The organism is Rheinheimera sp. NSM (assembly GCF_052380015.1).
GTDB lineage: Bacteria > Pseudomonadota > Gammaproteobacteria > Enterobacterales > Alteromonadaceae > Alishewanella.
The window spans coordinates 375,411-401,149 of record NZ_JBQTCI010000003.1 but is presented as its reverse complement, the minus strand read 5'-3'; the positions used below and the strand labels follow the sequence as shown (position 1 = coordinate 401,149).

The 25,739-nt window shown below is 52.5% G+C and carries 25 protein-coding genes; 14 read left to right on the top strand and 11 right to left on the bottom strand.

Annotation, left to right across the window (positions count from 1 at the left end; all coding sequences use genetic code 11):
• Positions 1–42 precede the first annotated feature (42 nt).
• The 6 genes from ACTZWV_RS11210 (at position 43) to ACTZWV_RS11185 (ending at position 4,541) form a co-directional block, all read left to right on the top strand.
• A complete protein-coding gene (locus ACTZWV_RS11210; RefSeq protein ID WP_444786631.1) occupies positions 43–837 on the top strand; it encodes a sulfite exporter TauE/SafE family protein in 795 nt (264 codons plus the stop codon).
• An 8-nt stretch (positions 838–845) separates the two neighbouring features.
• The gene (gene lgt / locus ACTZWV_RS11205) at positions 846–1,658 is read left to right on the top strand and encodes a prolipoprotein diacylglyceryl transferase (RefSeq protein ID WP_444786630.1); all 813 of its coding nucleotides are present in this window, start codon (positions 846–848) and stop codon (positions 1,656–1,658) included.
• Positions 1,659–1,660: 2 nt separating this feature from the next.
• Positions 1,661–2,494, top strand: coding sequence for a thymidylate synthase (locus ACTZWV_RS11200; protein WP_444786629.1), 834 nt, complete (start codon positions 1,661–1,663; stop codon positions 2,492–2,494).
• Positions 2,495–2,565: 71 nt separating this feature from the next.
• The gene (locus ACTZWV_RS11195; RefSeq protein WP_444786628.1) at positions 2,566–3,192 is read left to right on the top strand and encodes a FlgO family outer membrane protein; all 627 of its coding nucleotides are present in this window, start codon (positions 2,566–2,568) and stop codon (positions 3,190–3,192) included.
• Positions 3,189–3,824: a FlgO family outer membrane protein gene (locus ACTZWV_RS11190; RefSeq protein WP_444786627.1), complete on the top strand. Its 636-nt coding sequence runs from the start codon at positions 3,189–3,191 to the stop codon at positions 3,822–3,824. Before ACTZWV_RS11195 ends, ACTZWV_RS11190 begins: the two co-directional genes overlap by 4 nt.
• A 63-nt stretch (positions 3,825–3,887) precedes the next feature.
• The gene (locus tag ACTZWV_RS11185) at positions 3,888–4,541 is read left to right on the top strand and encodes a FlgO family outer membrane protein (RefSeq protein WP_444786626.1); all 654 of its coding nucleotides are present in this window, start codon (positions 3,888–3,890) and stop codon (positions 4,539–4,541) included.
• Positions 4,542–4,559: 18 nt separating this feature from the next.
• Here the strand turns inward: ACTZWV_RS11185 and ACTZWV_RS11180 are convergent, their stop codons facing one another.
• Together ACTZWV_RS11180 and ytfE are read right to left on the bottom strand one after the other, a co-directional pair.
• Positions 4,560–5,474 carry a pirin family protein gene (locus ACTZWV_RS11180; protein WP_444786625.1) on the bottom strand — a complete coding sequence of 305 codons (915 nt, stop codon included), beginning with the start codon at positions 5,472–5,474 and terminating at the stop codon, positions 4,560–4,562.
• Between the two features lie 160 nt (positions 5,475–5,634).
• Positions 5,635–6,333 (bottom strand): iron-sulfur cluster repair protein YtfE, encoded by a 699-nt coding sequence (ytfE, locus tag ACTZWV_RS11175; RefSeq protein ID WP_444786624.1) that lies wholly within the window; start codon positions 6,331–6,333, stop codon positions 5,635–5,637.
• A 169-nt stretch (positions 6,334–6,502) separates the two neighbouring features.
• On the opposite strand from ytfE, the gene norR reads away from it, so the two are divergent.
• From norR to ACTZWV_RS11155, 4 genes are all read left to right on the top strand, one after another.
• The gene (gene norR / locus ACTZWV_RS11170) at positions 6,503–8,032 is read left to right on the top strand and encodes a nitric oxide reductase transcriptional regulator NorR (protein ID WP_444786623.1); all 1,530 of its coding nucleotides are present in this window, start codon (positions 6,503–6,505) and stop codon (positions 8,030–8,032) included.
• Complete coding sequence (locus ACTZWV_RS11165) at positions 8,032–8,424, top strand: YbaN family protein (RefSeq protein WP_444786622.1); 393 nt, start codon at positions 8,032–8,034, stop codon at positions 8,422–8,424. The genes norR and ACTZWV_RS11165 overlap by 1 nt, the downstream gene beginning before the upstream one ends.
• Positions 8,417–9,196, top strand: coding sequence for a HesA/MoeB/ThiF family protein (locus tag ACTZWV_RS11160; RefSeq protein WP_444786621.1), 780 nt, complete (start codon positions 8,417–8,419; stop codon positions 9,194–9,196). The genes ACTZWV_RS11165 and ACTZWV_RS11160 overlap by 8 nt, the downstream gene beginning before the upstream one ends.
• 155 nt (positions 9,197–9,351) lie before the next feature.
• Positions 9,352–11,265 carry an acetyl-CoA hydrolase/transferase C-terminal domain-containing protein gene (locus tag ACTZWV_RS11155; protein WP_444786620.1) on the top strand — a complete coding sequence of 638 codons (1,914 nt, stop codon included), beginning with the start codon at positions 9,352–9,354 and terminating at the stop codon, positions 11,263–11,265.
• Positions 11,266–11,317: 52 nt separating this feature from the next.
• Here ACTZWV_RS11155 and ACTZWV_RS11150 read toward each other — a convergent pair whose 3' ends face one another.
• The 4 genes from ACTZWV_RS11150 to ACTZWV_RS11135 all read right to left on the bottom strand — a co-directional run bounded on the left by ACTZWV_RS11150 (position 11,318) and on the right by ACTZWV_RS11135 (position 16,194).
• Entirely contained in the window at positions 11,318–12,958 is a 1,641-nt protein-coding gene (locus ACTZWV_RS11150; RefSeq protein WP_444786619.1) for an acetolactate synthase large subunit, read from the bottom strand.
• A gap of 219 nt (positions 12,959–13,177) precedes the next feature.
• On the bottom strand, positions 13,178–13,561 hold the full coding sequence (locus ACTZWV_RS11145) for a putative zinc-binding protein (RefSeq protein ID WP_444786618.1): 384 nt from the start codon (positions 13,559–13,561) through the stop codon (positions 13,178–13,180).
• A 111-nt stretch (positions 13,562–13,672) separates the two neighbouring features.
• Positions 13,673–14,875 (bottom strand): NnrS family protein, encoded by a 1,203-nt coding sequence (locus tag ACTZWV_RS11140; RefSeq protein ID WP_444786617.1) that lies wholly within the window; start codon positions 14,873–14,875, stop codon positions 13,673–13,675.
• A 14-nt stretch (positions 14,876–14,889) separates the two neighbouring features.
• On the bottom strand, positions 14,890–16,194 hold the full coding sequence (locus ACTZWV_RS11135) for an MFS transporter (RefSeq protein WP_444786616.1): 1,305 nt from the start codon (positions 16,192–16,194) through the stop codon (positions 14,890–14,892).
• 303 nt (positions 16,195–16,497) lie between these two features.
• On the opposite strand from ACTZWV_RS11135, the gene ACTZWV_RS11130 reads away from it, so the two are divergent.
• On the top strand, positions 16,498–17,994 hold the full coding sequence (locus ACTZWV_RS11130) for a NarK family nitrate/nitrite MFS transporter (protein WP_444786615.1): 1,497 nt from the start codon (positions 16,498–16,500) through the stop codon (positions 17,992–17,994).
• A gap of 30 nt (positions 17,995–18,024) precedes the next feature.
• Positions 18,025–19,761, top strand: coding sequence for a protein kinase domain-containing protein (locus ACTZWV_RS11125; RefSeq protein ID WP_444786614.1), 1,737 nt, complete (start codon positions 18,025–18,027; stop codon positions 19,759–19,761).
• Positions 19,762–19,902: 141 nt separating this feature from the next.
• Here the strand turns inward: ACTZWV_RS11125 and mog are convergent, their stop codons facing one another.
• From mog to ubiU, 3 genes are all read right to left on the bottom strand, one after another.
• Entirely contained in the window at positions 19,903–20,439 is a 537-nt protein-coding gene (mog, locus tag ACTZWV_RS11120; protein ID WP_444786613.1) for a molybdopterin adenylyltransferase, read from the bottom strand.
• A gap of 134 nt (positions 20,440–20,573) precedes the next feature.
• Complete coding sequence (locus ACTZWV_RS11115; protein ID WP_444786612.1) at positions 20,574–21,446, bottom strand: U32 family peptidase; 873 nt, start codon at positions 21,444–21,446, stop codon at positions 20,574–20,576.
• Between the two features lie 4 nt (positions 21,447–21,450).
• Positions 21,451–22,443, bottom strand: coding sequence for a ubiquinone anaerobic biosynthesis protein UbiU (gene ubiU, locus ACTZWV_RS11110; RefSeq protein WP_444786611.1), 993 nt, complete (start codon positions 22,441–22,443; stop codon positions 21,451–21,453).
• Positions 22,444–22,556: 113 nt separating this feature from the next.
• Here ubiU and ubiT point away from each other — a divergent pair, with 113 nt between their 5' ends.
• Entirely contained in the window at positions 22,557–23,078 is a 522-nt protein-coding gene (gene ubiT / locus ACTZWV_RS11105; protein WP_444786610.1) for a ubiquinone anaerobic biosynthesis accessory factor UbiT, read from the top strand.
• Positions 23,079–23,188: 110 nt separating this feature from the next.
• Entirely contained in the window at positions 23,189–23,878 is a 690-nt protein-coding gene (locus ACTZWV_RS11100) for a LiaF domain-containing protein (protein ID WP_444786609.1), read from the top strand.
• Between the two features lie 84 nt (positions 23,879–23,962).
• Here ACTZWV_RS11100 and ACTZWV_RS11095 read toward each other — a convergent pair whose 3' ends face one another.
• Positions 23,963–24,367 carry a ribonucleotide reductase subunit alpha gene (locus ACTZWV_RS11095; RefSeq protein ID WP_444786608.1) on the bottom strand — a complete coding sequence of 135 codons (405 nt, stop codon included), beginning with the start codon at positions 24,365–24,367 and terminating at the stop codon, positions 23,963–23,965.
• A 98-nt stretch (positions 24,368–24,465) separates the two neighbouring features.
• Positions 24,466–25,650: an HPP family protein gene (locus ACTZWV_RS11090; protein WP_444786607.1), complete on the bottom strand. Its 1,185-nt coding sequence runs from the start codon at positions 25,648–25,650 to the stop codon at positions 24,466–24,468.
• Positions 25,651–25,739 lie beyond the last annotated feature (89 nt).

Below are 25,739 nucleotides of genomic sequence, written 5' to 3'. Positions count from 1 at the left end.
AGGCTGCCACGAAGGATATCGCTGGCCGGTTACGGGAACTCTGTGTTAACCATTATTCTGCTTGCTTTGTTACTTGGTGCCCTGGTGGGGTTTCTTGCCGGATTACTCGGCATTGGTGGTGGCCTGGTCATTGTACCGGTACTGGTGATGCTGCTGCCGGCCTATGGTGTGGTGCCGGCTGATCACGCTATCCTGGTTGCGGTTGCCACTTCGCTGGGGTCTATTATTGTTACCGCTACCTCGTCTGTGTATGCGCATCATCGCTGGGGCAGTGTGCCCTGGTCGATAGCCGGGGGTATTATGACCGGAGCCGCTATTGGTGCATGGAGCGTTGGTTATTTGGCGCACAATATCAGTGGTGCTGTGTTGCAGCTGATTTTCGGTGTGGCAGTGTTACTGCTAGCATTGCGGATGTTGGGCTCGCGCTCTACCCTGGGCAAAAAGCCGCTGCCGGGTAAAGGTGTGGTGGTAATGCTTTCAGCTGTGTTGGGCGGCATTGCCAGTTTGCTCGGCATTGGCGGTGGTGCGCTGTTTGTGCCGGTGCTGAATTATTTTTCAGTGGATATGCGCCGCGCCATTGGTTGTGCCGCTGCCAGTGGTATTGCCATTGCGCTGTTCGGCACTCTTGGTTATGTTATTGCCGGCTGGCAACACTACCGGCTGGCGGAGGGGTTTATCGGTTACATCTACTTACCGGCTTTGCTGGGGATAGTGACAACGTCGGTATTTACTGCGCCCCTGGGGGCCAGGTTAACCCAAACCTTGCCGGTGCTGACAATTAAGCGGGTGTTTGGTGTTTTTTTACTGCTGGTTTCAGCAAAAATGATGTTTAGTTAAGGGTTGTTATGGCTTCTGGTTATATTACATTTCCGCAAATAGACCCGGTGATTTTTTCCATCGGTCCGGTAAGCCTGCGCTGGTATGGCTTAATGTATCTTATTGCTTTTGCTATTGCCTGGTGGCTGGCAAACCGTGCAGCAAAAAAGCCGGGCTCCGGCTGGACAGAGCAGCAGGTCAGCGATTTATTGTTTATCGGTTTTTTGGGCGTGGTGCTCGGTGGCCGTATTGGTTATGTGCTGTTTTATCAGTTTGAGCTGTTTATCAGCGAGCCGCTGTATTTATTTAAAATCTGGACCGGTGGTATGTCGTTTCACGGCGGTTTGCTGGGCGTAATGGTGGCGATGCTCTGGTTTGCCAGGCGCTATAACAAGCATTACCTGCAATTGGGCGATTTTGTTGCGCCGTTAATTCCGTTGGGGCTGGCGGCAGGGCGCTTGGGTAACTTTATTAATGCTGAACTGTGGGGCCGGCCGACAGACGTGCCCTGGGCTGTGTTGTTCCCGGGCGCCGGCCCGCTGCCGCGGCACCCGTCGCAACTGTATGAATTTGCGCTGGAAGGCGTGTTGTTGTTTATCTTGATCATGCTGTATCGCCGCTTTAACCCGCCGGCCGGCAGCTTGGGTGGCCTGTTTTTAGCCGGTTATGGTGCGGCTCGGTTTACAGTAGAGTTTTATCGTGAGCCGGATGCGCATCTGGGAATACTGTCGGCAGGCATGTCAATGGGGCAGTGGTTGTCGCTGCCGATGATTATCGCCGGGGTGGCGCTGATTATTTATGCCAATATCAACAAGGCAAAATTGACTAAGCAGGTGTCCTGAATATGAAGCAATATCTCGACTTAATGCGCCATGTGCTTGAGCATGGCCATAAGAAAACCGACCGCACCGGTACCGGCACCATCAGCGTGTTTGGCTACCAGATGCGCTTTGATTTACAGCAGGGCTTTCCGCTGGTTACCACCAAAAAATGCCATCTGCGTTCCATTATTCATGAACTGCTGTGGTTTTTAAAAGGTGAAACCAATATCGGCTACCTGAAAGACAACGGTGTGTCTATTTGGGATGAATGGGCTACTGCAGAGGGCGAGCTGGGCCCGGTATACGGCGCCCAGTGGCGCAGCTGGCAAGCTGCTGACGGCAGTGTTATTGACCAAATAAGCCAGTTGATCAGCGATATTAAACGCACACCGGATTCGCGCCGGCTGATTGTCAGCGCGTGGAACCCGGCGGTGCTGCCGGATACCTCTGTTTCACCAAAACAAAATGCCGCCCAGGGTAAGCAGGCGTTGCCGCCGTGTCATACCTTGTTTCAGTTTTATGTCAATGACGGCAAGTTGTCGTGCCAGCTGTACCAGCGCAGTGCCGATATTTTTCTCGGCGTGCCGTTTAATATTGCCAGCTATGCCCTGTTAACCTTAATGGTGGCTCAGGTATGTGACTTACAGCCGGGCGACTTTGTGCATACCTTTGGTGATGCGCATCTGTATTTAAACCATTTAGAGCAAGTGAATACTCAGCTGGCGCGACAGCCTTATCCGTTGCCGCAAATGCAGTTAAACCCGGACGTTAAAGACATCTTCGCCTTTAGCGCTGCTGATTTTACTCTGCTTAATTATCAGGCCCATCCGCATATCAAAGCTCCGGTGGCGATTTAACGCCAAAAGCCCGCCGCTGTTTCTGGCCCGTAATTTGCTTAAGCATTGCAGGTCAGAAGCAGAGGTTGCCCATGAAAGTAATATTTTACCGTGTACTGGCAGTATGGCTTGCCGGTTGTAGTCTGGCTGCTTGCAATAGTGCAGCGCCACCGCGCGAGGTGGTAAAACAGCCAGCGCTCAGCGAATATCCTTTGCATTATTATACGCAGCAGTTGGCAGACAGCCTGTTTGCCCAGGTGCCGGCACAAAGCACGCTGGCGCGGCCGGCTGCTGAAATAGCCGTGGCCAGTTTTTTGCCGGTAAACAGCTTATCGTTAGCAGAGGCTGACGAGGTGCAGAAGCAACTGGCGAACCAGCTTAGTGAAAGTATGCTTACCCATGCGCGTCAGCGCGGTTTTGTGGTGTACGATTACCGTTTACGCGGCCAACTGTTATTGCAAGCCGATCACGAGCAGGCGCTGTCGCGACAACTGGCAGATATCGGTAATCTCAGCGATGCCGACACCCTGTTGGTTGGCACTTATACCGTGATGGAAGACGGCATGCTGTTAAACGCCAGGCTGATTAGTATCCGTAATAAACAAGTACTGGCCGCTGCCAGCGGCTATGTACCGCACAATGTGCTGTGGAGCCGGCAAGAGGTTGGTAAACGTGGTGACAAGCTGTACCGGCAGAGATATTCAGGAGAACAACGATGAAACAGATATTACCTGTACTAAGTATATTGCTGCTGGCCGCCTGTGCCCGTAACACCGCAGAGCAAGCGGTGGTTATGCAACAGCCTGAGCGCGATCAACGGCTGGCCGGGGTGTCGCATTTTCAGCTTACGGCGGCAGATACATCAAGCCATGCCTTACCATTGCTGACGGCCAACGAATATTCGCGCGCCCTGGTGCATGAGCTGATGTCGAACCACCGTGCCGCCGAAGAAACCGGCATGGTTGGCGTAACAGATTTCGCTTACGTTGATACAGCGTTGGATCAGGGCTCTGTGCTGAGTAACCATTTAAGCGAAGCCATAATGTACGACCTGCATAAGTTTGGTGTAGCGGTGCTGGATTATAAAGTGACAGATTATATCCGCGTTACACCTGGTGGCGATTTTGCCCTTAGCCGCGATTTCTCGGAATTAAGCACAGAGCAGCCCATCCGTTTTGTGGTTACCGGCACGATGACAGCACACAAGCAGGGGGTATTGATCAACGCCAGATTAATCCGTATTGATAACAAACAGGTTATTTCTGCTGCCCGAACTTTTATGCCAGAGCAGGTGGTGAGAGCCATTCTGAGTAAAAGCGGCGAAGACCGGTTGCAGTTAAAGCAGGGCTGACACATTCTTTACTAAAGAAAACTGCCATTGCCGCCGATAGCTTACTGAATACGGTATTCAGTAATGACAGAGGTTGCAATGAAAGTATATGCGGTAGTGGCGGGGCTGTGTTGTTTGGCCGGTTGTCAGTTAACAACGCCTGCTGCGCAGCAGGCCCATTGCCCGACGTGCACGGCAGCAGAGGCTGCACCAACCGTGGCTTTATTGCCGGATGAACAAAAACTGCAATACCTGCCAGGCGGCAATTATCTGCCGCCGGCTATCGCGCGGCCTGTTAAACCTTTGTCTGATTACGCAGCCGACCTTGCGCTGCAACTGATGTTGTCCATGCAGTTTGAAACTGCAGAGCCCACCATCGCCATCAGCTCTTTTGTACTGTTTGACTCACAACTGGATGAAAGCAACGCCTTGGGTAATCAGTTGGCAGAGCATCTGTATGTTCAGCTACAACGGTTGGGGGTTAAAGTTGCCGACATCAAACTGGCGCGGCAAATCCGCGTTACGCCACGCGGTGATTTTGTTTTCAGCCGCGGTGATTATCTGGATATGCAACAACAGGCCACTTATGTATTAAGCGGCACTATGCTGCAGGATAATGCCGGTATTGTTGTAAACGCCAGAGTGATGCATTTGCTGAACAAAACCGTTATTGCCGGCGGGCAAATTCATATACCGCAATTTGTGCTGACCACACCACTGGCAAGGCAGGCTATGTAGGTTATGCCGTTGCCGGTTTTACTCCGGTAGCGGAATAAACTCGTCTTCATCACCCACCACTTTTGCAAAGCGGCCGGCAGCCCAGTCTTGCCTGGCTTGGGTAATGCGTTCTTTGCGGCTGGAAACAAAGTTCCAGTCAATAAAGCGCGGGCCGACATTTTCACCGCCGATAAGTGCAATCCGGCTCTCTGTTGTGGCAGTGATGCTTACGCCTGTTGCCGCTTTAAACACCACCATGGAAAATTCCGGCACCAGGGTGTCTTTAACCTGCAGCTCACCTTTGGCAACATACAGTGCCCGTTCTTCGCAATCCGGCAGTGTCAGCGACTGCCCTGGTTGTAAATGCGCTTCGACATACAGGGTTTGCGCAAAGGTTTTTACCGGCGAGGTTACGCCGTACGCCTGACCAATTAATACCCGCAGCGGCACACCATTGACGGTTAATGCCGGAATAGTACTGGCGGGGTAGTGGTAAAACGCCGGAGCTATCTCTTCATCTTGCTGTGGCAACGCCAGCCACAATTGTAAGCCATGTAGTTTATGGGCCGTGCTGCGCACCTCCGGCCGCTCGCGCTCTGAATGCACTATACCGCGCCCTGCGACCATTAAATTAATATCGCCCGGTGTAATGGTTTGGTAGCTGCCCAGTGAATCGCGATGCAGTATCTCGCCGTCAAACAAGTAAGTAACCGTTGCCAGGTTAATATGTGGGTGCGGCCGCACATTCACGCCCTTACCAGGGGCAAACTCAGCCGGCCCCATATGGTCGAAAAATATCCAGGGCCCCACCATTTTCCGGGCCCGGGTAGGTAAGCTGCGTTTAACTGAAAATTCGCCTAAGTCAGTTTCGCGCGGTTGTATGATCAACTCTATGGCGTCACAGCCCCGGTTAATGCTGCATTCCAGTTCAGTTTTATCTGTTTCAATGCTCATCTGTGGTATCCGCTAAGTGGTGAGTTTTACCCAGAATGGACAGGAACAGCATGAAAATCAAGTTTAACCCCGGCAGTCGGGTATGCCAAAGTGAATAGCGGCAGGGTAGGCTGCGCCGGGGCTTTTGCGCCCGGCGCTTTGGTAAATAGCCGCAGGTTGTTTATTGGCAACTGCCGCAACACAGCTGGCGATCATCATCTTTTGCGGTGTGGCTGGGTTGCACGAACAAAATATGGTTCTCCAACAAAATATGCTGCATTAAATCTTCTTTCAGCTCTTTTAAGCCAACATAAAGTGCGGTCCAGGTATTGCAGGCATCTGCCGGCAAGGTGATGCTATTGGTCAGTTGGTCAAGTTTTTCCAGCGCATCGCCATGTTGCAGGTGTTCTTCTTCCATCACACTGATGGGCCCGGCCGGATAAATACCGCCGGCCAGCATCGGAAACAGAATTTGCTCTTCTTTCATCATATGACTTTCCAGTTCCTGATACATATCGCCCAGATGATCGGCCAGGCCTGTCGGGCACTGCGGGTCCAGCGCATGAACATGTTCAACTCTGCGCGCTAACCGACACAGCTCAGGCAACTGCCGGCGATGCCGCTGGTGAAAGCGGGTTAAAATATGTTCGATAAGCTGTTTTGCCGGAGCTGTGCGCCAATCGATATGCTCAGTCGGTTGTTGTTGCAATGTTTGCAGCGCATTCACCACAGCGTCTGCCGGCAACTGCCGTTTGGCTAAGGCTTCGCGCAGGCTAAGTTGGCCGCCACAGCAGAAATCCAGTTTGTACTGATGAAATACGGCGGTAGCGCCGGCTACGGAGGTGGCGATCTGGCCTAAAGATTGATCCAATAATGACATAGGTACTCCTGACTAAGTAATTAACATGCCGGGTAAAGCTCCCGTCTGGTTATAAATGGCAAGAGTCAGGCCAAAACTACCACCTTTGATTTATATGGCTTTATTTGCAGCTATGGTAAATTGAACCCAGCTAAATCAGGGTTAAAATAACCCAAGGGTCATAACTACCATGTTGGAAGAAAGTTTAATTGCAGATTTGGTCACAGATCTGCCGGCAGCTGTGCGCTTACAGCGTTTAGTCAGCACTTTACGTAATCATTTTGGCTGTGGTGCTGTAGGGTTGCTTAAACTTGAGCACGATATATTAAAGCCGGTGGCCTTACATGGTTTAGTGCGCGAAGCGCTTGGACGCCGGTTTGTGGTTAGCCGGCATCCGCGGCTGGCCGCTATTTTAGCCAGTCGCAATCCGGTGCGGTTTGAGCCTGACTGTGGCTTGCCGGACCCCTACGATGGTTTATTGGCAGAGCAACCGGGCCAGGCGCTGCCGGTACACGATTGTATGGGCATAGCCCTGTACATTGAAGGCCGTTGTTGGGGAGTGCTAACGCTGGATGCGTTAGAAGCCGGTAGTTTTTCGGCGGCAGCTGTATTTGAACTGCAACGTTATAGCTTGCTGGTCGAGGCGGCGGTGCGTACCACTGAGCTGGAGCAGGCTAACCGGGCACTGCGGCTGAATCATCAGGCCGATGAGCAACAATTTGAACCGGCCGCCAAGCTGCGCTATGAACTGATTGGCCAGAGTAAAGTACTGCAGCAAATTTTGCAGGAACTTACCGTAGTGGCAAATTCTGACTTGCCGGTATTGCTGTTGGGAGAAACCGGGGTGGGTAAAGAGCTGTTTGCCCGGCATTTGCACCGCAGTTCAGCCCGGGCCAGTAAACCGATGATTTACCTCAATTGTGCAGCGTTGCCGGAAAGCCTGGCAGAAAGCGAATTGTTTGGCCATAACAAGGGCGCTTTTTCCGGTGCGCACAGTGAACGGGCGGGGCGGTTTGAAGCGGCTGATGGTGGCACCTTGTTTCTGGATGAAGTAGGTGAGCTGCCGCTGTTGGTGCAGGCTAAACTGCTGCGTGTACTACAAAACGGTGAAATTCAGCGGCTGGGATCTGATAAAACGCGGCTGGTGAATGTGCGCCTGGTTGCCGCCACTAACCGTGATTTGAAGCAACAGGTAAAAAGTGGCGAGTTTCGCGCCGATTTATATCACCGTCTGTCGGTCTATCCTTTACCCATCCCGCCCTTACGCGAACGGCGCGATGATATTCCGCTGTTGGCCGGGCATTTTTTAGAGCTGAACCGCAGCCGGCTTGGGCTCAGAGCTCTGCGTTTAGCACCGGCCGCTGAGCTGGCGCTGTTAAACTACGACTGGCCGGGCAATGTGCGCGAGCTGGAGCATGTTATCAGCCGCGCGGCAATTAAAGCATTAAGCCAGGGGGCGGCACGCAGCGATATTGTAACACTGGGCGCTGAGCTATTGGATATTGACAGCGTAGCGGTAGCAGAGCATCACATGGCGCTGAATAACCCGGTGCAGCATAATGCGGCTATTACACTTAAGCAGGCCGTTAACCAACTGCAGCGGCATATGATACAGCAGGCATTAATGCAGCATGATGGCAGCTGGTCACAGGCCGCAAGACAGTTAGAGCTGGATCCGAGCAACCTGCATAAACTGGCACAGCGGCTGGGGTTGAAATAATGTGGCATATTACTAAGCTGTTTTTTTGGCGGCTGTTAGCGTTAACAAGTTTAATCCTGGGGCTTATCGGTATTCCGTTACCCGGTTTGCCAACGGTGCCCTTTATTCTGCTGAGTGCCTGGTCAGCCGGTAAAGGCTGGCCGGCTTTAGAGCAGTGGCTGCTGGCACATTCGCGGTTGGGCCCGCCGGTATTAGCCTGGCGCGCGCATGGTATAGTGCCGCGGCGCGCTAAATATCTGGCCGGCGGCATGATGACACTGAGCGCCGTACTGATTCAATTTTCAGCTGCTCCGGTAATACTCAAGCTGTTGTTACCGCTGTTTTTGCTGCTGGTAGCATGCTGGTTGTGGCGCAGGCCTGAACAAATAACGCAGGATAACAAGCATGACTAAGCCGTTTAGCCCGCCTCCGCAGAACACGCTTGCGCTGAATCAGCAGCAAGCTATGCGCTACAGCCGCCAGCTAATGCTACCGGCACTGGACTTCAGGGGGCAGGAAGCGTTGCTTGCCAGTAAGGTGCTACTGGTAGGTATGGGTGGGCTCGGCTGCGCCGCTACACCTTATCTGGTGGCCGGCGGTGTTGGCAGTATCACCCTGGCAGATGGCGATACTATCGACCACAGCAATTTACAACGGCAAATTCTGTACCGCGAAGAGGATATCGGCCAGAGTAAAGTACAGCAAGCTGCAGCGAGCTTACAGGCACTAAACTCTGGCATTGTCATTAATGCTTTGCAGCAGCGCTTGACTGCCGATGACTTAGCACAGCTGGTACCGCAGTTTTCACTGGTACTGGATTGCACCGATAACCTCGCCACCCGCAATGCCATTAACGCCGCTTGCGTGCAAGCCAAAGTGCCGCTGGTATCCGGTGCCGCTATCCGCTTTGAAGGCCAGGTCGCCAGTTTTAGTATGCAGGGCGACGGCGCTTGTTATCACTGTTTAAGCCAATTGTTTGGCGAACAGCAGTTAACCTGTATGGAAGCCGGCATTTTAAGCCCGGTAGTAGGGGTTATCGGCAGCATGCAGGCGCTGGAAGCGGTCAAAATTCTTGCCGGAGTCGGTACGCCGTTATACGGCAAATTACAGCTGTTTGATGCGTTAACCGGTAAATGGCAGCAGTTTAGTTTAAACAAAGATCCGCTGTGTAGTGTCTGTGGTTAAAGGGTGTTTAAGATAAATAGTGGTATGAGTGTTTGGCACTGCCTCGTTATTTGCGCTTTGCGTCAACCAATCTTTTGCTCAATCAACCAATCTTTTGGTCAATGTAGTACAGTGCAGTAATGCGGTGGTACAGAACACGGAGATAAGTTACAGCAATGAGCAATAATGATTATGCCGATATCGTTGACCGCGTCTTAGCGCAAATTGGTAAGCATGTGGTGCTGGGGCTACCGTTGGGCCTGGGCAAACCTAACCGCTTGATCAATGCGTTTTACCACAGGGCCTGCCGGGACAGCAGTATCCGGCTGGATATCTTCACCGCGCTGTCGCTTAATCCGCCTAAACCCGGTAGTGAATTGGAACAGCGTTTTTTGCAGCCTTTTGTCAAACGTCATTTTGGTGAAGACTATCCGCGGCTGGCCTATGCCGATGCGCTGGCGGCACAACAGCTACCGGCCAATATTACCGTTACCGAATTTTATTTTCAGTCCGGCAGCATGCTGGGTAATACCGATGCTCAGCGCAACTATGTGTCCAGCAACTACACCCATGTAGCGCGGGATCTGGCCGACCGCGGCGTGAATTTGATTTTACAACTGGTCGCGCGGCGGGCGGGCGAATCAGACTGGCAATACAGTTTGAGCAGCAACCCGGATGTTACGCTGGATCTGGCAGAAGAACTGCGTCATCGTCCTGACAGGAAGTGCCTGATACTGGCGCAGGTGCACCCGGACTTGCCCTTTATGGCCGGCGATGCGCTGGTTAGCAAGGATTTTTTTCACCAAATCATCGACGATAACCCACAACAACCGCTGTTTGCATTGCCCCGCAGCCCGGTCACTACGCAGGATTATTGTGTCGGAATGAACGCCAGTGCGCTGGTAGCCGACGGTGGTACGCTGCAAATCGGCATTGGCTCACTCAGTGATGCTCTGGTGTACAGCTTGATCCAGCGCCAGCAAAACAATGAAGCCTATCGCGGCTATTTTAACCAGGGGTTGCCGGGCCAGGCGCTGATAGATGCTATTGGTGGCCATGACAGCTTTGACACCGGGCTGTATGGCGCCAGTGAAATGTTTCTCGATGGTTTTATGCATTTGTATCAGGCCGGCATCCTCAAACGCGAAGTATTCGACGATGAGCGCTTGCAGAGCCTGGCCAATGCTGGGCGCATCGGGGAGCAGGCCGGTATTGAAGGCAGTGGCGCTTTATTAGACGCGGCATTTTTTCTCGGCTCAGAGCATTTTTACCGCTGGTTGCGCCAATTGACTGCAGCAGAATGGCCCCGTTTCAGGATGAGCTCGGTTGGCCGGATCAACCAGTTATATGGTGGCAACCCGACACTGGAGAAATTACAGCGGCAAAAAGCCCGCTTTATCAATACCTGTATGATGGTGAGTTTAACCGGCGCGGCCACCTCTGATGGCCTGAAAGATCATCAGCTGGTTTCCGGTGTCGGCGGGCAATACAACTTTGTCGCCATGGCGCATGCCATGCGCGATGGTCGCTCGATCCTGATGCTGCGTAGTACCCGCCAAAGTGGTGGCAAGCTAACATCCGGTATTGTCTGGGAATATCCGCACTGCACTATTCCGCGCCATCTGCGCGATATTGTGGTTACCGAATACGGTATTGCCGATTTGCGGGGCGCAACGGACGAGGAATGCATAAAAGCGCTGATTTGTATCAGTGATAGCCGTTTCCAACAAAAACTATTAAGTAAAGCAGTGGCTGCCGGCAAACTGGATGCAAACTGGACTATTCCCGCTGCTGCTGCGGCAAATACCCCGGCAAGCCTTGAGGCCCGTTTAGATGCGCTGCGCTTAACGGGCAACTTACCCCGTTACCCTTTTGGCAGTGATTTTACTGTGTTGGAACAACAGCTGGTGGCGGTATTGCAGCGCCTGAAGCGGCTGAAACAGTCAAAATTACAAGCGCTGGGCGCGCTGCTGCGCGGCGGGCCTGATGCACCTGAAGCGTTAGGCCGTATGGGGCTGGCAGAGCCACGCGGACCGCGGCAATGGCTGTATGCCCGGCTGTTACGCTGGGCGTTGGCGCACTCAGGTTAAGGAACAGCAACGTCGCCAATACTGCTGCAGGCGTAACCGGGACGCGCGGCAATTACAATTGACAGGTTTTTTCTTTCAGTAACACGTTAAGGATGTCGTGGTTCAGTGAATAGTCTACCGGCAGGTCGATAACATGCACCCCGGCAGAGTTCAGGCAGCTGTTCAGAATGTGTTTAAAATGCTCATCATTCCCGATGCGGTAACCCTTAGCACCAAAACTTTGCGCATAGCGGACAAAATCCGGGTTAGTGTAATCCAGACCGAAATTGGCAAAGCCCATGTCTTGCTGTTTCCACTTGATCATACCGTAAGCATTGTCGTTCAGCACAATTACCACCAGGTTTAGCTGCAGGCGTACTGCAGTTTCCAACTCCTGTGAGTTCATCATAAAACCACCATCACCGCATACCGCCACCACCTGAGTGTCTGGCTGCAGCATTTTAGCCACCATGGCGCCGGGCAGGCCTGCGCCCATTGACGCCAGGGCATTATCCAGCAGCATGGTATTGGCTGAGTAGCATTTGTAGTTACGGGCAAACCATAATTTATAGATGCCGTTATCGAGGCTGACAATGGCATTATCGTCCAGGCGCTGGCGCAGCAGGTGCACCAGCCGTTGCGGCAACATTGGAAACCGGCTATCAGCACAGTACTGCGCCAGATGCTGCTCCAGTTCTGTTTTGATGCGGCTGAAATAGGAAAAATCCCAATGCTGCTTGTTTTGGATAAGTTTCGTCAGTTGCGCTACAGAAAAAGCAATATCGCCAACCACGTTAAGCTGCGGAAAATACACCGCATCGACAGCAGCAGGTAAGAAGTTGACATGAATAACCTGTTTGGCGCCATGTTGCATAAAAAACGGCGGTTTCTCCACCACATCGTGGCCAACATTAATAATCAGGTCCGCTTTAGCTATGGCGCAGTGGACAAAATCGTGGTCCGACAGGGCGGCCGAGCCGAGGTACTGCGGGTGGCGCTCATCGACCACGCCTTTACCCATCTGAGTGGTAAAAAAGGGCATGCCGGTAGCTTCTACAAAAGCAGTTAGTGCCTGACAGACACTTTTGCGGTTAGCGCCGGCGCCAATCAGCAGCAGCGGGCGTTTGGCGGCTTCTATCATCGCAGTGGCTTTGACCAATGCCGCTGTTGCCGCATGGGGGCGCTGATGGCCAACCACGGGGTAGATGGTGTCTGCGCATTGCTCAGCGGCGATGTCTTCCGGCAGTTCCAGATGCACGGCTCCCGGCCGCTCTTCAATGGCTAAACGAAAGGCTTCGCGTACCAGCGGCGCAATGGTATTGCCATTCACAATCTGTTTGCTGAACTTGGTGACAGAGCGCATTACATCCACCACATCCAGGATTTGAAACCGTCCCTGCTTACTGGTTTTGATCGGTTTTTGTCCGGTAATTAACAGCATAGGCATGGCACCTAACTGAGCAAAAGCCGCGGGCGTCACCAGGTTGGTTGCGCCGGGGCCAAGCGTGGCTAAACAGACACCGGGCTGGCCGGTTAAACGGCCGTAAGTGGCGGCCATAAACCCTGCGCCTTGTTCATGACGGGTCAGGACGAAGCGAATGCCGGAGTTTTTTAATGAATTCAGAAAATCGAGGTTTTCTTCACCCGGAACACCAAAAATATATTTAACGCCTTCATTTTCCAGTGCTTTTACAAATAAGTCAGATGCTTTCACAGTAGTCTTCCTAACGTAACGGATTTAAAGGACGTTGATATGGGTTTCGTTTGTACAATCAGGCGCACTGCTTCACAGTAGCCCTTTCACGGCACATTGCAACAGTATCATTTTAGGGTAAATTTCAGCAGCAGATAAAAAATAATCCCAACGCCGGCTTCACGCTGATTGCCGCCGGGCAAATACGCGCGAACTATGGCGCCGGAACAATGAGGGAGATCAGACCGGTTTGCCCGGCTGTCCAAGGATATCGCTATGCACCATTTGCAGCAGTTTATAGGCATCGGCTAAACCGCAGTTTTCGTGGTCGCGTTTTTTATAGCCCAGTGAGGTTAGCTCTATATGCCAGGTGGGCACTACGTTTACGGTGGCGAGGGTTTGCTTTACACAGTTAAGCGGGCAGCCATCTACGGCCAGAATAGGCCGGCCGGACTGCGCAACTTTTACCAGTTGTTTTACCTGGCCGCCAACGCCGGCAATACAGGACATTTGGGCCGAGCCTTCCCGATCCAGTACCACGGCCAGATCGTTGGCTAACTGGGCCACGTTAGAGCAGCCGGAGCAGGAGTATACCAGCGGCTTGTTATCGTAATCGGTGTTCATTTTGCGTTCCGTCATAGCAAGAGCATGCACCCAGTGTAAAAGCCGTGACGGGTTGCGGCTTGATATAAATCAAAGCCGCGGCAGGCTTACCTCTTCAGAGGTAAGGTCACATTAACCTGGCCGGCCGTCTGGCCTTGGCGTGGTTAGCACCGGAAAATACACCAATACGTATAGTCCATACGCCAGCACCCAGCCGCCTATGCCTAACCATAGCCATTGCATAGTCTGGGCCGGCCACAGCCAAATTAATACCGTGCGGCTGATGGCTGCAGCCAGTACCAGTAAAAACGCCAACGACATAATACTGTGCGGTTTGAGCATGCGGCCGCTGTGGCCTAATGATACCCGTGCCATCATGCTTAAAATCATGCTGCCCATAGCACCGGCGGTTAGCGCGTGCAGCGCTATGCTGTTGCTGATATTTACCCCGGCGTAGCGTGCGCTGTATAGCGCTAACCCCAGCGGTATACACCAGTACGCCAGATGCAGCGACCACAGTAGCGGCACTTTAACCGTAAGCCAGATTTTCCAGCGCAGGCAGCGCAGGGCGGTGAGCAGGGCACTTAAGGCAAATAAGCTGCTGATAGCCAGTGGCGGCAGGTATTTGTTCAGGGCAAAAAAGTGCAGTACAAATATCAGCCATAAAGAACCCAGCGCAGCGCGGTCCAGCCAGACCATGGCCGCCACCTTTTTAGTTTGGGTGCCATTGGCGGTAAACATCGGCAGCACCCGGCCACCGACTATCGCCATCAGAAGCGTAACCAGCCAGATGGCGTTTTGGCTGCCCAGCTGCATTAAATCATAGCGATTGTAGGCCACACCGATATACATCAGTGCATTACAGGCGGTCAGCAGCAACAGCAGCGGTATAAAAAACAGGTTGCGCTGCTGGCCGGTTTTAATCAGAGGGATGGCTAACAATACCGCACACACCGGCAGAAAGCTTAAATCCACTGCGGCCACCAGATACAGCGGTAAGCCCTGGCCAAACAACAACAGCAGACGGGCGCTTAACCACAACAGGCTGATAAACAGCAGGCTTTTACCATGCGGCGCGCGCAGCCCGGTCCAGTTTTGCACTGCGGTCAGTAAAAAACCGATAACAATAGCACTAACAAAACCAAACAGCATTTCATGGCTGTGCCAGAACAGCACGTTGGCAAAGGGCTTTAGCTGAATATGGCCGGCCAGTGTCAGGCCCCACAGCAGCATAGCAATAGCACTAAAGACAGCGCCAAATAAAAACATCGGCCGAAACGCCTGGCGCAACAGCGGCAACAGCTTTTGCTCGGTTGCCAGATCAGTAATTTGCATGATTTATCCTTAGCTTAAAGAGGTTGATCCTCATCGCGTAAAAAATTCTCTGTGCGTGCCTGAGCCAGTTTTTGCCGGTATTGCGCGGCCTGGTTGGCAAAAAACATGGTGATCATACACAGCGCCAGTACGCCGTATAAAATCATAAAACAGCCGGTGACTATGCCCAGTACATCCTGTGCCACACCAAACAGCACCGGTAGCGTACAGCCCCCGAGGGCACCTACCGCTGCAACAAAGCCACCGGCGCTGCCCATATGGTGCGGGTAATAATCGTGGATCACTTTATACACACTGGCGCGGCCAAAGCCCTGAGCCACACCGATAACAAAAATCAGCAGTGTAAACCACCAGACATTGAGGCCAATCTCCAACTGCACATCTTTTTCCAGGCCATGCACAATCAAGGTAGTAGGTGGGTAACTAAGAAAGAACAAACACACAAGGCATACCCAGAATACGCTCCAGTTTACTGCGCGGCCACCGTAGCGATCGGCAAACCAGCCGCCCAATGCCCTTACCATGCTTGAGGTGGCAACAAAAAACAGCGTAAACGCCATAGCTTGTTGTGCATTCATGGCATAGGCCTGCATATAGTATTGTGGCAGCCACAACAGCAGCGCTAAAAAACTGCCAAACACAAAGTAGTAGTACAGGGAAAAACGCCAGATACGTGCATCTGATACCAGTGTACGCAGGCTAAGCGCTGCGGCCTGAGTGTAAGCCTGAGCAGGCTCTGCCGGTGACAACAGGGCAAACAGCAGTGTGATCAGTAACATACCTGCAGCATACAGCGGCCCCACCCACTGCCAGCCAAGGTAAGTTACCGCCAGCGGCACCAGCACAAAGGTAATGGCAACACCGGCATTGCCCACACCAAATAAACCCAGCGCCCGGCCCTGGCGGCTTGAGGCAAACCAGACGCTGACATAGCGCACACCAAAGGTAAAAGACACACCGCTGATACCAAACCAGAGCCCAAGCCATAAATAGCCGCTGTAGCTATTTACCAGCGGCAGCAGTAACAGCGCCGGTATTACTGCCAGCATCTGGTACAGCCATAAGCGCCGGCTACTGACACGGTCGGCCAATATGCCAAGCGGCACCCGCAGTAGGGCGCCGCTTAATATAGGTGCCGCCAGCAGTATGCCGTATTGTGTAGCGCTAAGCGCCAGTTGCTGTTGTAACGCTATGCCCATTACGGCGTATAAGGTCCAGACCGAAAAGCAAGCGGCAAAGGCCAGCGTGGCAAGCAGTAGCGCCCGGTTAGCCCCCGGCAGCGTGGCCTGTGCCAGCGTGGTGGGAGTAGTATGCTCCATCGCAAAATATCCGCTAATCAGTATTACAGCTTAGTGTAACGCCAAAGCTAAACGCTGCTGCAGCGCAGAGGGCGTACCTCTGACGCGCTGACTAAGGCGGGGCGGGTCAGGTTATTACGCCAAAGTGGGTAGCGGTTGCTGAAATACCGCGCCATGACGACGGTCGCCGGCCTACCTATAAGTTGGTATCTGTTTGTTTTATAGTAAGAAACTGCCGGTTCGGCTTTGTTTTATATCAATGATTTTGCCGCTTCAGCTCTCTACACTTGGCGCAGTTTATCTGTTAATCCTGTGGAGAGTATTATGGCTGGACCTGCTTTAGCAACTGCAAGCGGCAGTGGGTTAAACCTGCTGAATTTCGCTGAGCAAAAAGTAAAAATGCTGCACCTGACCTGGTTTGCCTTCTTTTTAACTTTTGTTATCTGGTTTGCCCATGCGCCGTTACTGATTCATATTAAAGACGCCCTGGCACTGACCGATGCTCAGGTTAAAGCCCTGTTGATCCTAAACGTGGCGATAACCATCCCGGCACGTATTGTCGTGGGCATGTTGGTTGATCGCTACGGCCCGCGTATTATTTACTCGGTAGTGTTGTTTATCTCGGCACTGCTGTGTATTGGCTTTGCCTTTGCGCAAACTTACTCTGCGCTGGCAGTGTTTCGCTTTTTACTCGGTTTTGTTGGTGCCGGCTTTGTCATTGGCATCCGCCTGGTAGGCGAGTGGTTTCCGCATCATCAGGTGGGTACCGCTGAGGGCATCTATGGTGGCTGGGGTAACTTTGGCTCCGCTGCTGCGGCCATGACGTTACCAACGCTGGCGCTGGCTTATGGCGGCGACGATGGTTGGCGCTATGCTATTGGTACTGTCGGTGTGATAAGCGCAGTGTATGCGCTGGTATTCTACAAGTATGCCCGTAATACCCCTAAAGGCTCGGTGTATTTTAAGCCGAAAAAAACCGGTGCTATGGTGGTATCCAGCTGGGGCGCCTTGTGGGGCTTAATCTTAATGAATATCCCTATGCATCTGGCGCTGGGCATGCTGGCCTGGCGTTTGTCTCCGGCCGGGGTTAACCTGTTTTCTACCGATATGATGTATATATTCTGGGGCATATTACTGCTGCTGTTTGTGCTGCAAACGCAGCAAACCTTACGTATTAATGTTGAGCATTTACGTGCCGGTGTGCCGGAGGCGGATAAATACAGCTTTAAGCAGGTGGGGATATTAAATATTGCCTACTTTGCTACCTTTGGCTCTGAGCTGGCGGTGGTGTCGATGCTGCCATTGTACTTTCTGGAAACCTTCGAAGGTTTAAGTGCGGTGAAAGCCGGTTTACTGGCGTCGGGTTTTGCCTTTATGAACCTGGTATCGCGGCCAATGGGCGGCTGGTTTTCTGATAAATTTGGCCGGCGCAAAAGTATGCTGATCTTAATTGGCGGTTTAGCGGCCGGTTATTTCCTGATGGGCCTGATGGACAGCCACTGGTGGATCCCGCTGGCAGTATTGGCCACCATGGCGTGTAGTTTCTTCGTGCAGGCCGGTGAAGGTGCGGTGTTTGCTATAGTGCCGCTGATCAAGCGCAGCATGACCGGGCAAATTGCCGGCATGGCCGGGGCTTACGGTAATGTGGGGGCTGTGGTGTATTTAACGGTACTGAGTTATGTCAGTTACAGCATGTTCTTCTATGTTATTGCCGCCTCTGCCTTGGTGGGCCTGGTTGCGGTTATGTTTTTGGACGACCCGAAAGGCCATATTACCGAAGTAGGAGAAGACGGTACTGTGCACCGGATTAATGTCGGTTAATGTGACTACTGCCGGAAAAAGGATTAACAAGTGAGCGGATCTGAATTGCAACTTCGCTACAGCCATCTCTGTGAGGCGGGTATTAAGCCCGCCAATGAGGATGCGGTGGCAGTCAATGTGCCTCAAGATCCGCACTTGTTAACGTACAAAGGCGCTTGTTTTGCCCTGGCCGATGGCGTCAGCACGGCTGAGGCCGGCCAGCAGGCCAGTGAGCGTGCGGTAAGCCGGTTTTGCCGTGAATACAGCCAGACGCCGGACAGCTGGTCGGTGGCCTACAGCGCAACACAGTTGCTGGCCACCATTAATAATGAGTTGTACGAGCTGAGCCATCAGTTTGTCCACAACCAGAAAGGCTATCTCACCACTTTTACCGCGCTGATTATCAAATCGCAAACCGCGCATTTTTTTCATATTGGCGATAGCCGGCTGTACCACTGGCGTGACGGTGTACTGGTGCAACTTAGCCAGGATCACACCACGGTATTATCCGGGCAGCGTCAGTTTCTTGGCCGGGCGCTGGGCATGGATGCACGGGTTGAGCTGCAGCAGGGTAGCCAGAGTTTACGCCCCGGTGACAGGTTTTTGCTGTGCTCTGACGGCATATCCGATTTTATCAGTGCCGACGAGCTGCAGCGTGCGCTATCAACCGCGACTGATTTAAACCTAACGGCCGCACAATTAAAGCAGCAGGCTTTGGCGCAGGGCAGTGATGATAATCTCAGCCTGATCCTGGTAGAAGTAACAAGGTTACCGCAGCAAAGCCTGGATGATTTAAACCAACATCTTACCCGGTTGCCGTTTCCGCCGGCGTTAAGCGTGGGCATGAAGCTGGACGGCTATAAAGTGCTGAGCGAGCTGTTTGCCAGCAGCCGCAGCCATTTGTATTTAGTGCAGGACGAAGCCAGCGGCCGGCAGTTGGTATTAAAATGCCCGTCGCTGAATTACGATGATGATGCCTTATATATTGATCGCTTTATTCGTGAAGAATGGATTGGCCTGCGCATTGAATCTGATTACGTAGTCAAGGTAGTACGGCAAACACGGCCGCGCAGCTTTTTGTATTACCTGATGGAATATCTGCCGGGCCAAAGTTTAGAGCAGTGGTTCGAGCGCCAACCTAAGCCGTTAAAGCCGGCACTGGCCATTAAGCTGGTAAAGCAAATTGCCGAAGGTTTAACCGCGTTTCATCGCATGGGTGCTATTCATCAGGATTTAAAACCCGGTAATATTATTTACCTTGCTGACGGCCGCTTAAAAATTGTCGACTTTGGTTCGGTGTATGTGGCAGGCCTGGCCGAAATATACAGCCCGCTGCAGCATGAAGCGGCGCTGGGTACGGCTGCGTATTCAGATCCGCACTATTTACTCGGGCATAACTCCGGTGTGCAGGGTGATATATACGCTCTGGCCACCATTGCCTACGAGCTGTTCAGCGGCGGCCATTTACCCTATGGCAATGCAGTAGAAGAGTGCCGCACTGCAGCCGATTACGACAAACTGCGCTATCGCAGTGCCAGTCAGTTTAATCCGGTTATTCCCACCTGGTTTGACCGTGCCTTGCAAAAGGGCGTTAGCCTGGATTTATCGCAGCGCTACCAGAGCATTAACCAACTTCTGACAGACTTACAGCAACCTAACCCTGAGTTTTTGCACGAGGAGGTGAAGCAGGAGCATAGAACCAATCCGCTGTTATTCTGGCAACTGCTTTCCGGCTTCTGGTTTATTACCTTATTGCTGGTTGTGTGGTTGTTTTTGCTGCGGCGTTAAGTGTTGTGTTGGCATGAACCGGTTTGCCCACGTCAACACGCCGTGAACCCATCCCTGGGGGCTCGTCTCAGCCCGTCCGGGGCTTCAACGGTTGACTTAGAGCAAACCGGTTCAGGCTCCATCGTCCGGACTAATCATCTGTCAGCTTTTCGGCCTGAACGCTTTAATCACTGCCTCATTGCATTGCAAATAAGGCCCGTCCATTAAATCGATACAGTAAGGCACGGCCGGAAACACCGCATCTAAACATTGGCGAATGGCTTTGGGCTTACCCGGCAGGTTGATAATTAAACTGCTGCCGCGCAGGCCGGCGGTTTGACGTGACAATATGGCCGTTGGTACATATTTTAACGATTCAGTGCGCATCAGCTCGCCAAAGCCAGGCATCATTCTGTCACACACCGCTTCGGTGGCCTCCGGCGTAACGTCGCGTTTGGCCGGGCCGGTACCACCGGTGGTGACAATTAAACAGCAGCCTTGCTCGTCACAGAGCTCGCGTAGCGTCTGTTCTATCAGCGGCTGCTCATCCGGAATAAGCCGGTATTCGCTGTGCCAATCGCTGGTTAAATAGTAGTTTAAAGTATCGATAATAGCTTTACCGGATAAGTCTTCGTAGACGCCGGCGCTGGCGCGGTCGCTTACCGTTACTATGCCGATTTTAGCAATTTGCCTGGTCATTATTATTCCTGTATTTCACTGAGGTTGCTACCGCGTTGCGCACAGCCGCAGAGTGTCTGAGCCGCCATGGATGGCGGCGAGTTGCTGCGGCGAGCACAAGGTGTGTAGCAACCGTTGCATTATGCGTATGTTTGTCAGCCGGTTGCCATACCGGCCAGGTTTAGCCAGTAGCCGTTACTGTCGGTTGCAGCCAGCGGCTGTGGTGCTGCGCCGTTGATGTTGGCTTTAAACTTTGTCAGCCAGTCAAAGGTACCTTGTGGTTGTGGGCTTAACCGTACTATATCCACCATGCCTTGCATAGCCGGTAACTGATTAATCAGGTTATAACGGCTGCCGGACTGCGTTTGAATACCGTTTAGCACAAAAACAGCAGTGCCATCCTGGCTGGTTACCTGGCGCCCGCCGGGGTAGTTAATACAGCACAGCTCACATTGATCTTTACTGCGGTTTTCCGAGCGGGCAGTAAAACAGCGGCCACTCCATGCCAGTGGCAAATGGCCAAAGCCGAATACCTCGGTTTCAAAGCAATCGCGGATATCGCTGATAACACCCTGGCTTAGCAGCGTATCCAGCCAGTGCTGTGATAACTCTACCGGCATTACCCAGCGTGTTAGCCCCATCGCAACCAGGTGGCGTAAGCTGTGCTGGTTGTAGCAGTTTATGGCGGCGCCGGCGACAAACGGCAGGCTATGTTGCTGCAGCATGCTAATGGCGCCAACATCATTGGCTTCAACTAAAAACTCACCGTTATCAACATACTTACGTAACTCCCGCAGCTCACCGGGTGCCTCATATAAGGTCATTGACGACAAGCACACTTGTTTGCCGGCTTCGCGCAGCATCTGTGCCAGCGCCATATAGTCATCAAATTTCAGCTCACGCCTTTTGCTGCATACCGTTTCCCCCAGATAAACAATATCTACTGCTGAATCAGCGGCGTCGCGGTAAAACTGCTGCATCTGTGCTTTTGGCCAAAAGTACAGCACAGGCCCCAGAGAAAATTTCATCAGATTATTTCCATTTACGATGATAAGCACCGAGTGTGGTTTGGCTGCCTTCTGCCAAGCCTGCCAGCACCTGTTGCCACTGCTGTTGCACGCTAAAGCGCTGCGGATCAGCCATTACTGCATCAATGGCAGCGCGCCACACTTGGGTAATTTGCGTAACATAAGCCGGGCTGCGCTGGCGGCCTTCAATTTTTAATGACTTAATGCCTTCGGCATAAAGTTGTGGCAGCAAATCCAGGGTGTTTAAACTGGTGGGTTCTTCCAGCGCATGATAAGTGTCTGCACCCACGTTAAAACGGCCTTTGCACAAGGTCGGGTAGCCGGCAGTTTCGTTTGGCGCAAAGCGATCAATTAAAATACCGTTTAAGCGCGATTCCAGCGTGCCGTTATTATCCTGCCACTGTACAAAAGCCGCCGGTGAGCAGGCGCCTGCAGTGTTGGGCGACTGCCCGGTCATATAGGAGCTTAAATAACAGCGCCCTTCGGCCATAATGCACAGGCTGCCAAAGGCAAACACCTCCAGGTCAATATCACAGCTTTTTGCCAATGCCCGCACTTGTTGCATTGATAACACCCGCGGTAATACCACACGGCTAATGCCAAACTGGCGGTAAAAATTAATCGCGGCGGCATTGGTGGCGGAAGCCTGCACCGACAAATGCCGCTCTATCTTGGGGTAGCGCCCTGCGGCATAGGCCAGCACGGCGATATCCGCCAGGATCAACACATCGGCACCGGCATTGGCAGCAAGATCGACTGCTTGTTGCCAGCGCTGATAGTTATCAGGGTGTGCAAAAGTATTAATGGCCACATGCAGCTTTTTGCCGTGCTGGTGCACGTAGCGCGCAGCTTCTTTTAGTCTGGCCTCGTCAAAGTTCAGCCCGGCAAAATGGCGGGCATTAGTATCATCTTTTAAGCCGATATACACGGCATCGGCGCCATGTTCGATGGCCGCCTTTAACGCCGGCATGCTGCCGGCGGGGCAGAGCAGCTCCATTTTTACTTTCCTTGCTTAGCTTTCGTTACCTTAGCTACCTCCGACAGGGAATAGCCAAATGTGGTTGTGCTGTGGTTTTATTATAGGGCCGGATACGATTGGAATGCTTATATATGTTTGATATTAAAAGAGTTAACTCTAAGTTGGTAGCTGCTCTACCTACAATGTTGCGCCGGCTTAACCGCTGTGCGCCCAAAGCCGCTCAGGCCGGCATGTTACAGTTGGCGTTAAACCGGTTTTTTTCTCCGGAGCTAAGCACCGGCGAGCTGAGTTTTTTGCAGGATAAGACTGTGGTGGTAAGCGTGGCAGATATTGCTCTGGAGTTTGGCATCAGCCTTAACGGCAAGCAGTTGCAAGTGCAGTTGCAACCGGCACAACAGGACTTGTTGTTAAAAGCTGAGCTGGCCGATTTTATCGCCATGATCAGTAACCAGGTTGACCCCGACACGCTGTTTTTCCGCCGCCGGCTGCAAATGCTGGGCGATACAGAGCTTGGCCTGTACTGCAAAAACCTGCTCGACAGCATAGGGCCGGAGCGTTTACCGCTACCTTTAACCCGCGGCCTGCAATGGCTGGCACAGCAACAAGGGGCCGCAGCGTTGGCAGTGCAGGAGGAATTACCGCCGCGCTGTTAAAAACCCTTACAATTTTCTCCTTTCTGAACCGGTAAAGTTACGCCATGCTGATGGCTATATGCTCAGCTTTGATACATGGACAAGGCAATAGCCGGTGAGGGGAAAACAGCATGGCACTTGATACCACAGGCGTAAAACTGCAAGACAGGCCTATTGCCCGGGTCAGGGAAGAAGTAATAGACCAGCTTATTATGAACTACAGCCACGGCGTGATTTCTGAACAAGCCTTTGAGCGCAGGCTGGATATTGCCACTAATTCTGATGAGCACCTGCTGTTGGCAGAGCAAGTGGCTGATTTAACCCTGCTGCCGGATGCGAAATACCGCGCCATGTGGGCACAGAGTTTTAGTAGTTCTGCAAAGCCACAGCCGGAAGCAGAGCGCGGTGCATATGCGACCGACAGCGATCGCCTGGTATCGGTGTTAAGCAGTGACGAGCGCAGCGGGCCCTGGCGGGTGCCGCAGCAACTGACCATTATTAATGCACTGTCATCGGTAGAGCTGGATTTTTCCGACGCGGTGTTTGATCAGCCGCAGGTAACGCTGTACACCCGCAACTGGCTTGGCAGCATCGATATTAAGGTGCCGGGGCATGTGGCCGTGCTTAGTGATATTAACAATATCGCCTCGTCCAGCAGTAACAGTGTCAGTGCTGACCAGGCGGGGGCACACAAAAGCCACTTTATCCGGGTAGAGGGTTACTCTGTGTTAGGCTCGGTGAGTATTAGCGTAAAGCGCAACCTGAAAGAGCGCTTTACCGACTTTGCTAACTCGGTGCGTACGGCGTTGGGGTTGAAATAGCGTCTTAGCAATGGCGCTGACATAACACGAATTTGGCTGTGAGGTAGGGGCGCATTAATGCGCCCCTACGCTTTCCGGGGGGCGTTAATACAACGCTACTAACTCACCGGCTTTATTAAAGGTAAGAAAATCGGCAATCATGCCGCCCTGAATTTTTTCCATCATCATCTTAAGTGGTTGGCTGGCTTCATCGCTGTTTGGTGCAAAGCCGCCGCGGCCGCCAAGGGCTGAAACAAAGGCGATATCCCAGTCGACGCCGGTAGTAGTTGATTCCGCTACCAGGTTGGTAAAATCGTTTACCTCGTCCGGCAGTTTATCGACACACAGCACCGGCGCCAATGCACCGCCCTGGCCCTGCTCAAAGTTGTGCTTTTGCGTGTCGGTATACCCATTAGGCAGCTCGGCTTTGGCAAATACAAACAACAAACGTTGCGGTTCCGTTTGCTGACCGGCGGCCCGGATTAAGTCGGAGTAGGTTTCAATATTCATACGAAAAGCTCAGTAAGGGTTTGGCCCAGTGTAGCAAACACCGCCCGGACTAAGCTGTGGTATTAGGGGGTAACGGCTTACCCCGGATGGGGTAGTGTTCAGGCCAGCTTGCTGTTAAACAGCGCAGCGATAAGGTCGGACTGGGTAATTACACCGACCAGCTGTTGCTGCGCATTTAACACCGGAATATGGTGCAGGCCCTGATCTGACAGTATGGGTACCAGAGCAACGATATGATCATCCTCATGTGCCACGCTAAGGTTGCTGACCATAATCTCCGCTACCTTGCGCTTGTACTGCTTATTGTGGCGGTTTTTCAACAGCAACTGATTAACATGCCGTAGCAGCCCCCAGTAATGCGGCACTTGCAGGTTTTTCAGAAAATCTACAGTCGACACCACACCCAATAGTTGTTGCTCTGTGTCGGTTACCGGCAGCATGCTGATTTTATGCTTGCGCAGCAGCTGCCAGGCGGTGGCTACGGCGCTGTTGGGGCCCACGGTAATAAGATCGCGCGACATAATATCACCGCAGCGTATTTCACCGCTTTTACGTTGATAAGCATTAAGCTGCGCACGATGATATAGCCGCTCTAAATCCTGTTCACTGATATCCACTACCGTATCAAAACTGTTTAACGCGCTGAGTAAGTCTTCCGGTTGCAAGCCCAGCCGTTTTAGTGGCGATGCATCCTGGTGCAAATGTACCGGATCATATTTCTGTGCAGGTTTTTGCATGCCGTGTTTAAGCCAGAGTTTTTGCAGCAACAATGCCATCGCTAGCAGCACAAACACATTCAGTGCCACCGGGTACAGTAAAAAACCGTAGCCAAGCACGGTGTCGGTAGACGCAATAACCGGTACCAGAGCAGTGGCGCCGCCAGGCGGGTGCATACATTCAAACAGATACATAACAAACAGCACTATACCAATAGTAACAGCGGCCATCAGGGCTAAATCGGTAAACAGATGCGAGCAGATAAGGCCAACGGTGGCGGAGATAAGGTGGCCACCGACAAAAGACCAGGGCCTCGCCAGCGGGCTGTTGGGTAAGCCGAACAGCAACACTGCAGAGGCGCCCATTGAAGCCAGTAATACTATGCTACCGGCAGTATCGGCCAGTTGCAGGCTGATATAAGTGACAATAAATAACGCGATAAAGGCCGACAGCGCTACTTTTAACCGTTGAGTTAACGGTATGGCAGACAGGCGCTGGCTGTCGCGTTTAATCAGGCCCAGTTGGGCCAGTACGGCAGTAAACAGGTTTTTGGCTTGGTGTTGCAAGGTTAAATCCGCCAGTTGCACCAAAGGGGGGCAATTATAGGGAGTTAATAACAAAAAAGACACCGCTGTAAACAACGGTGTCGTTATGC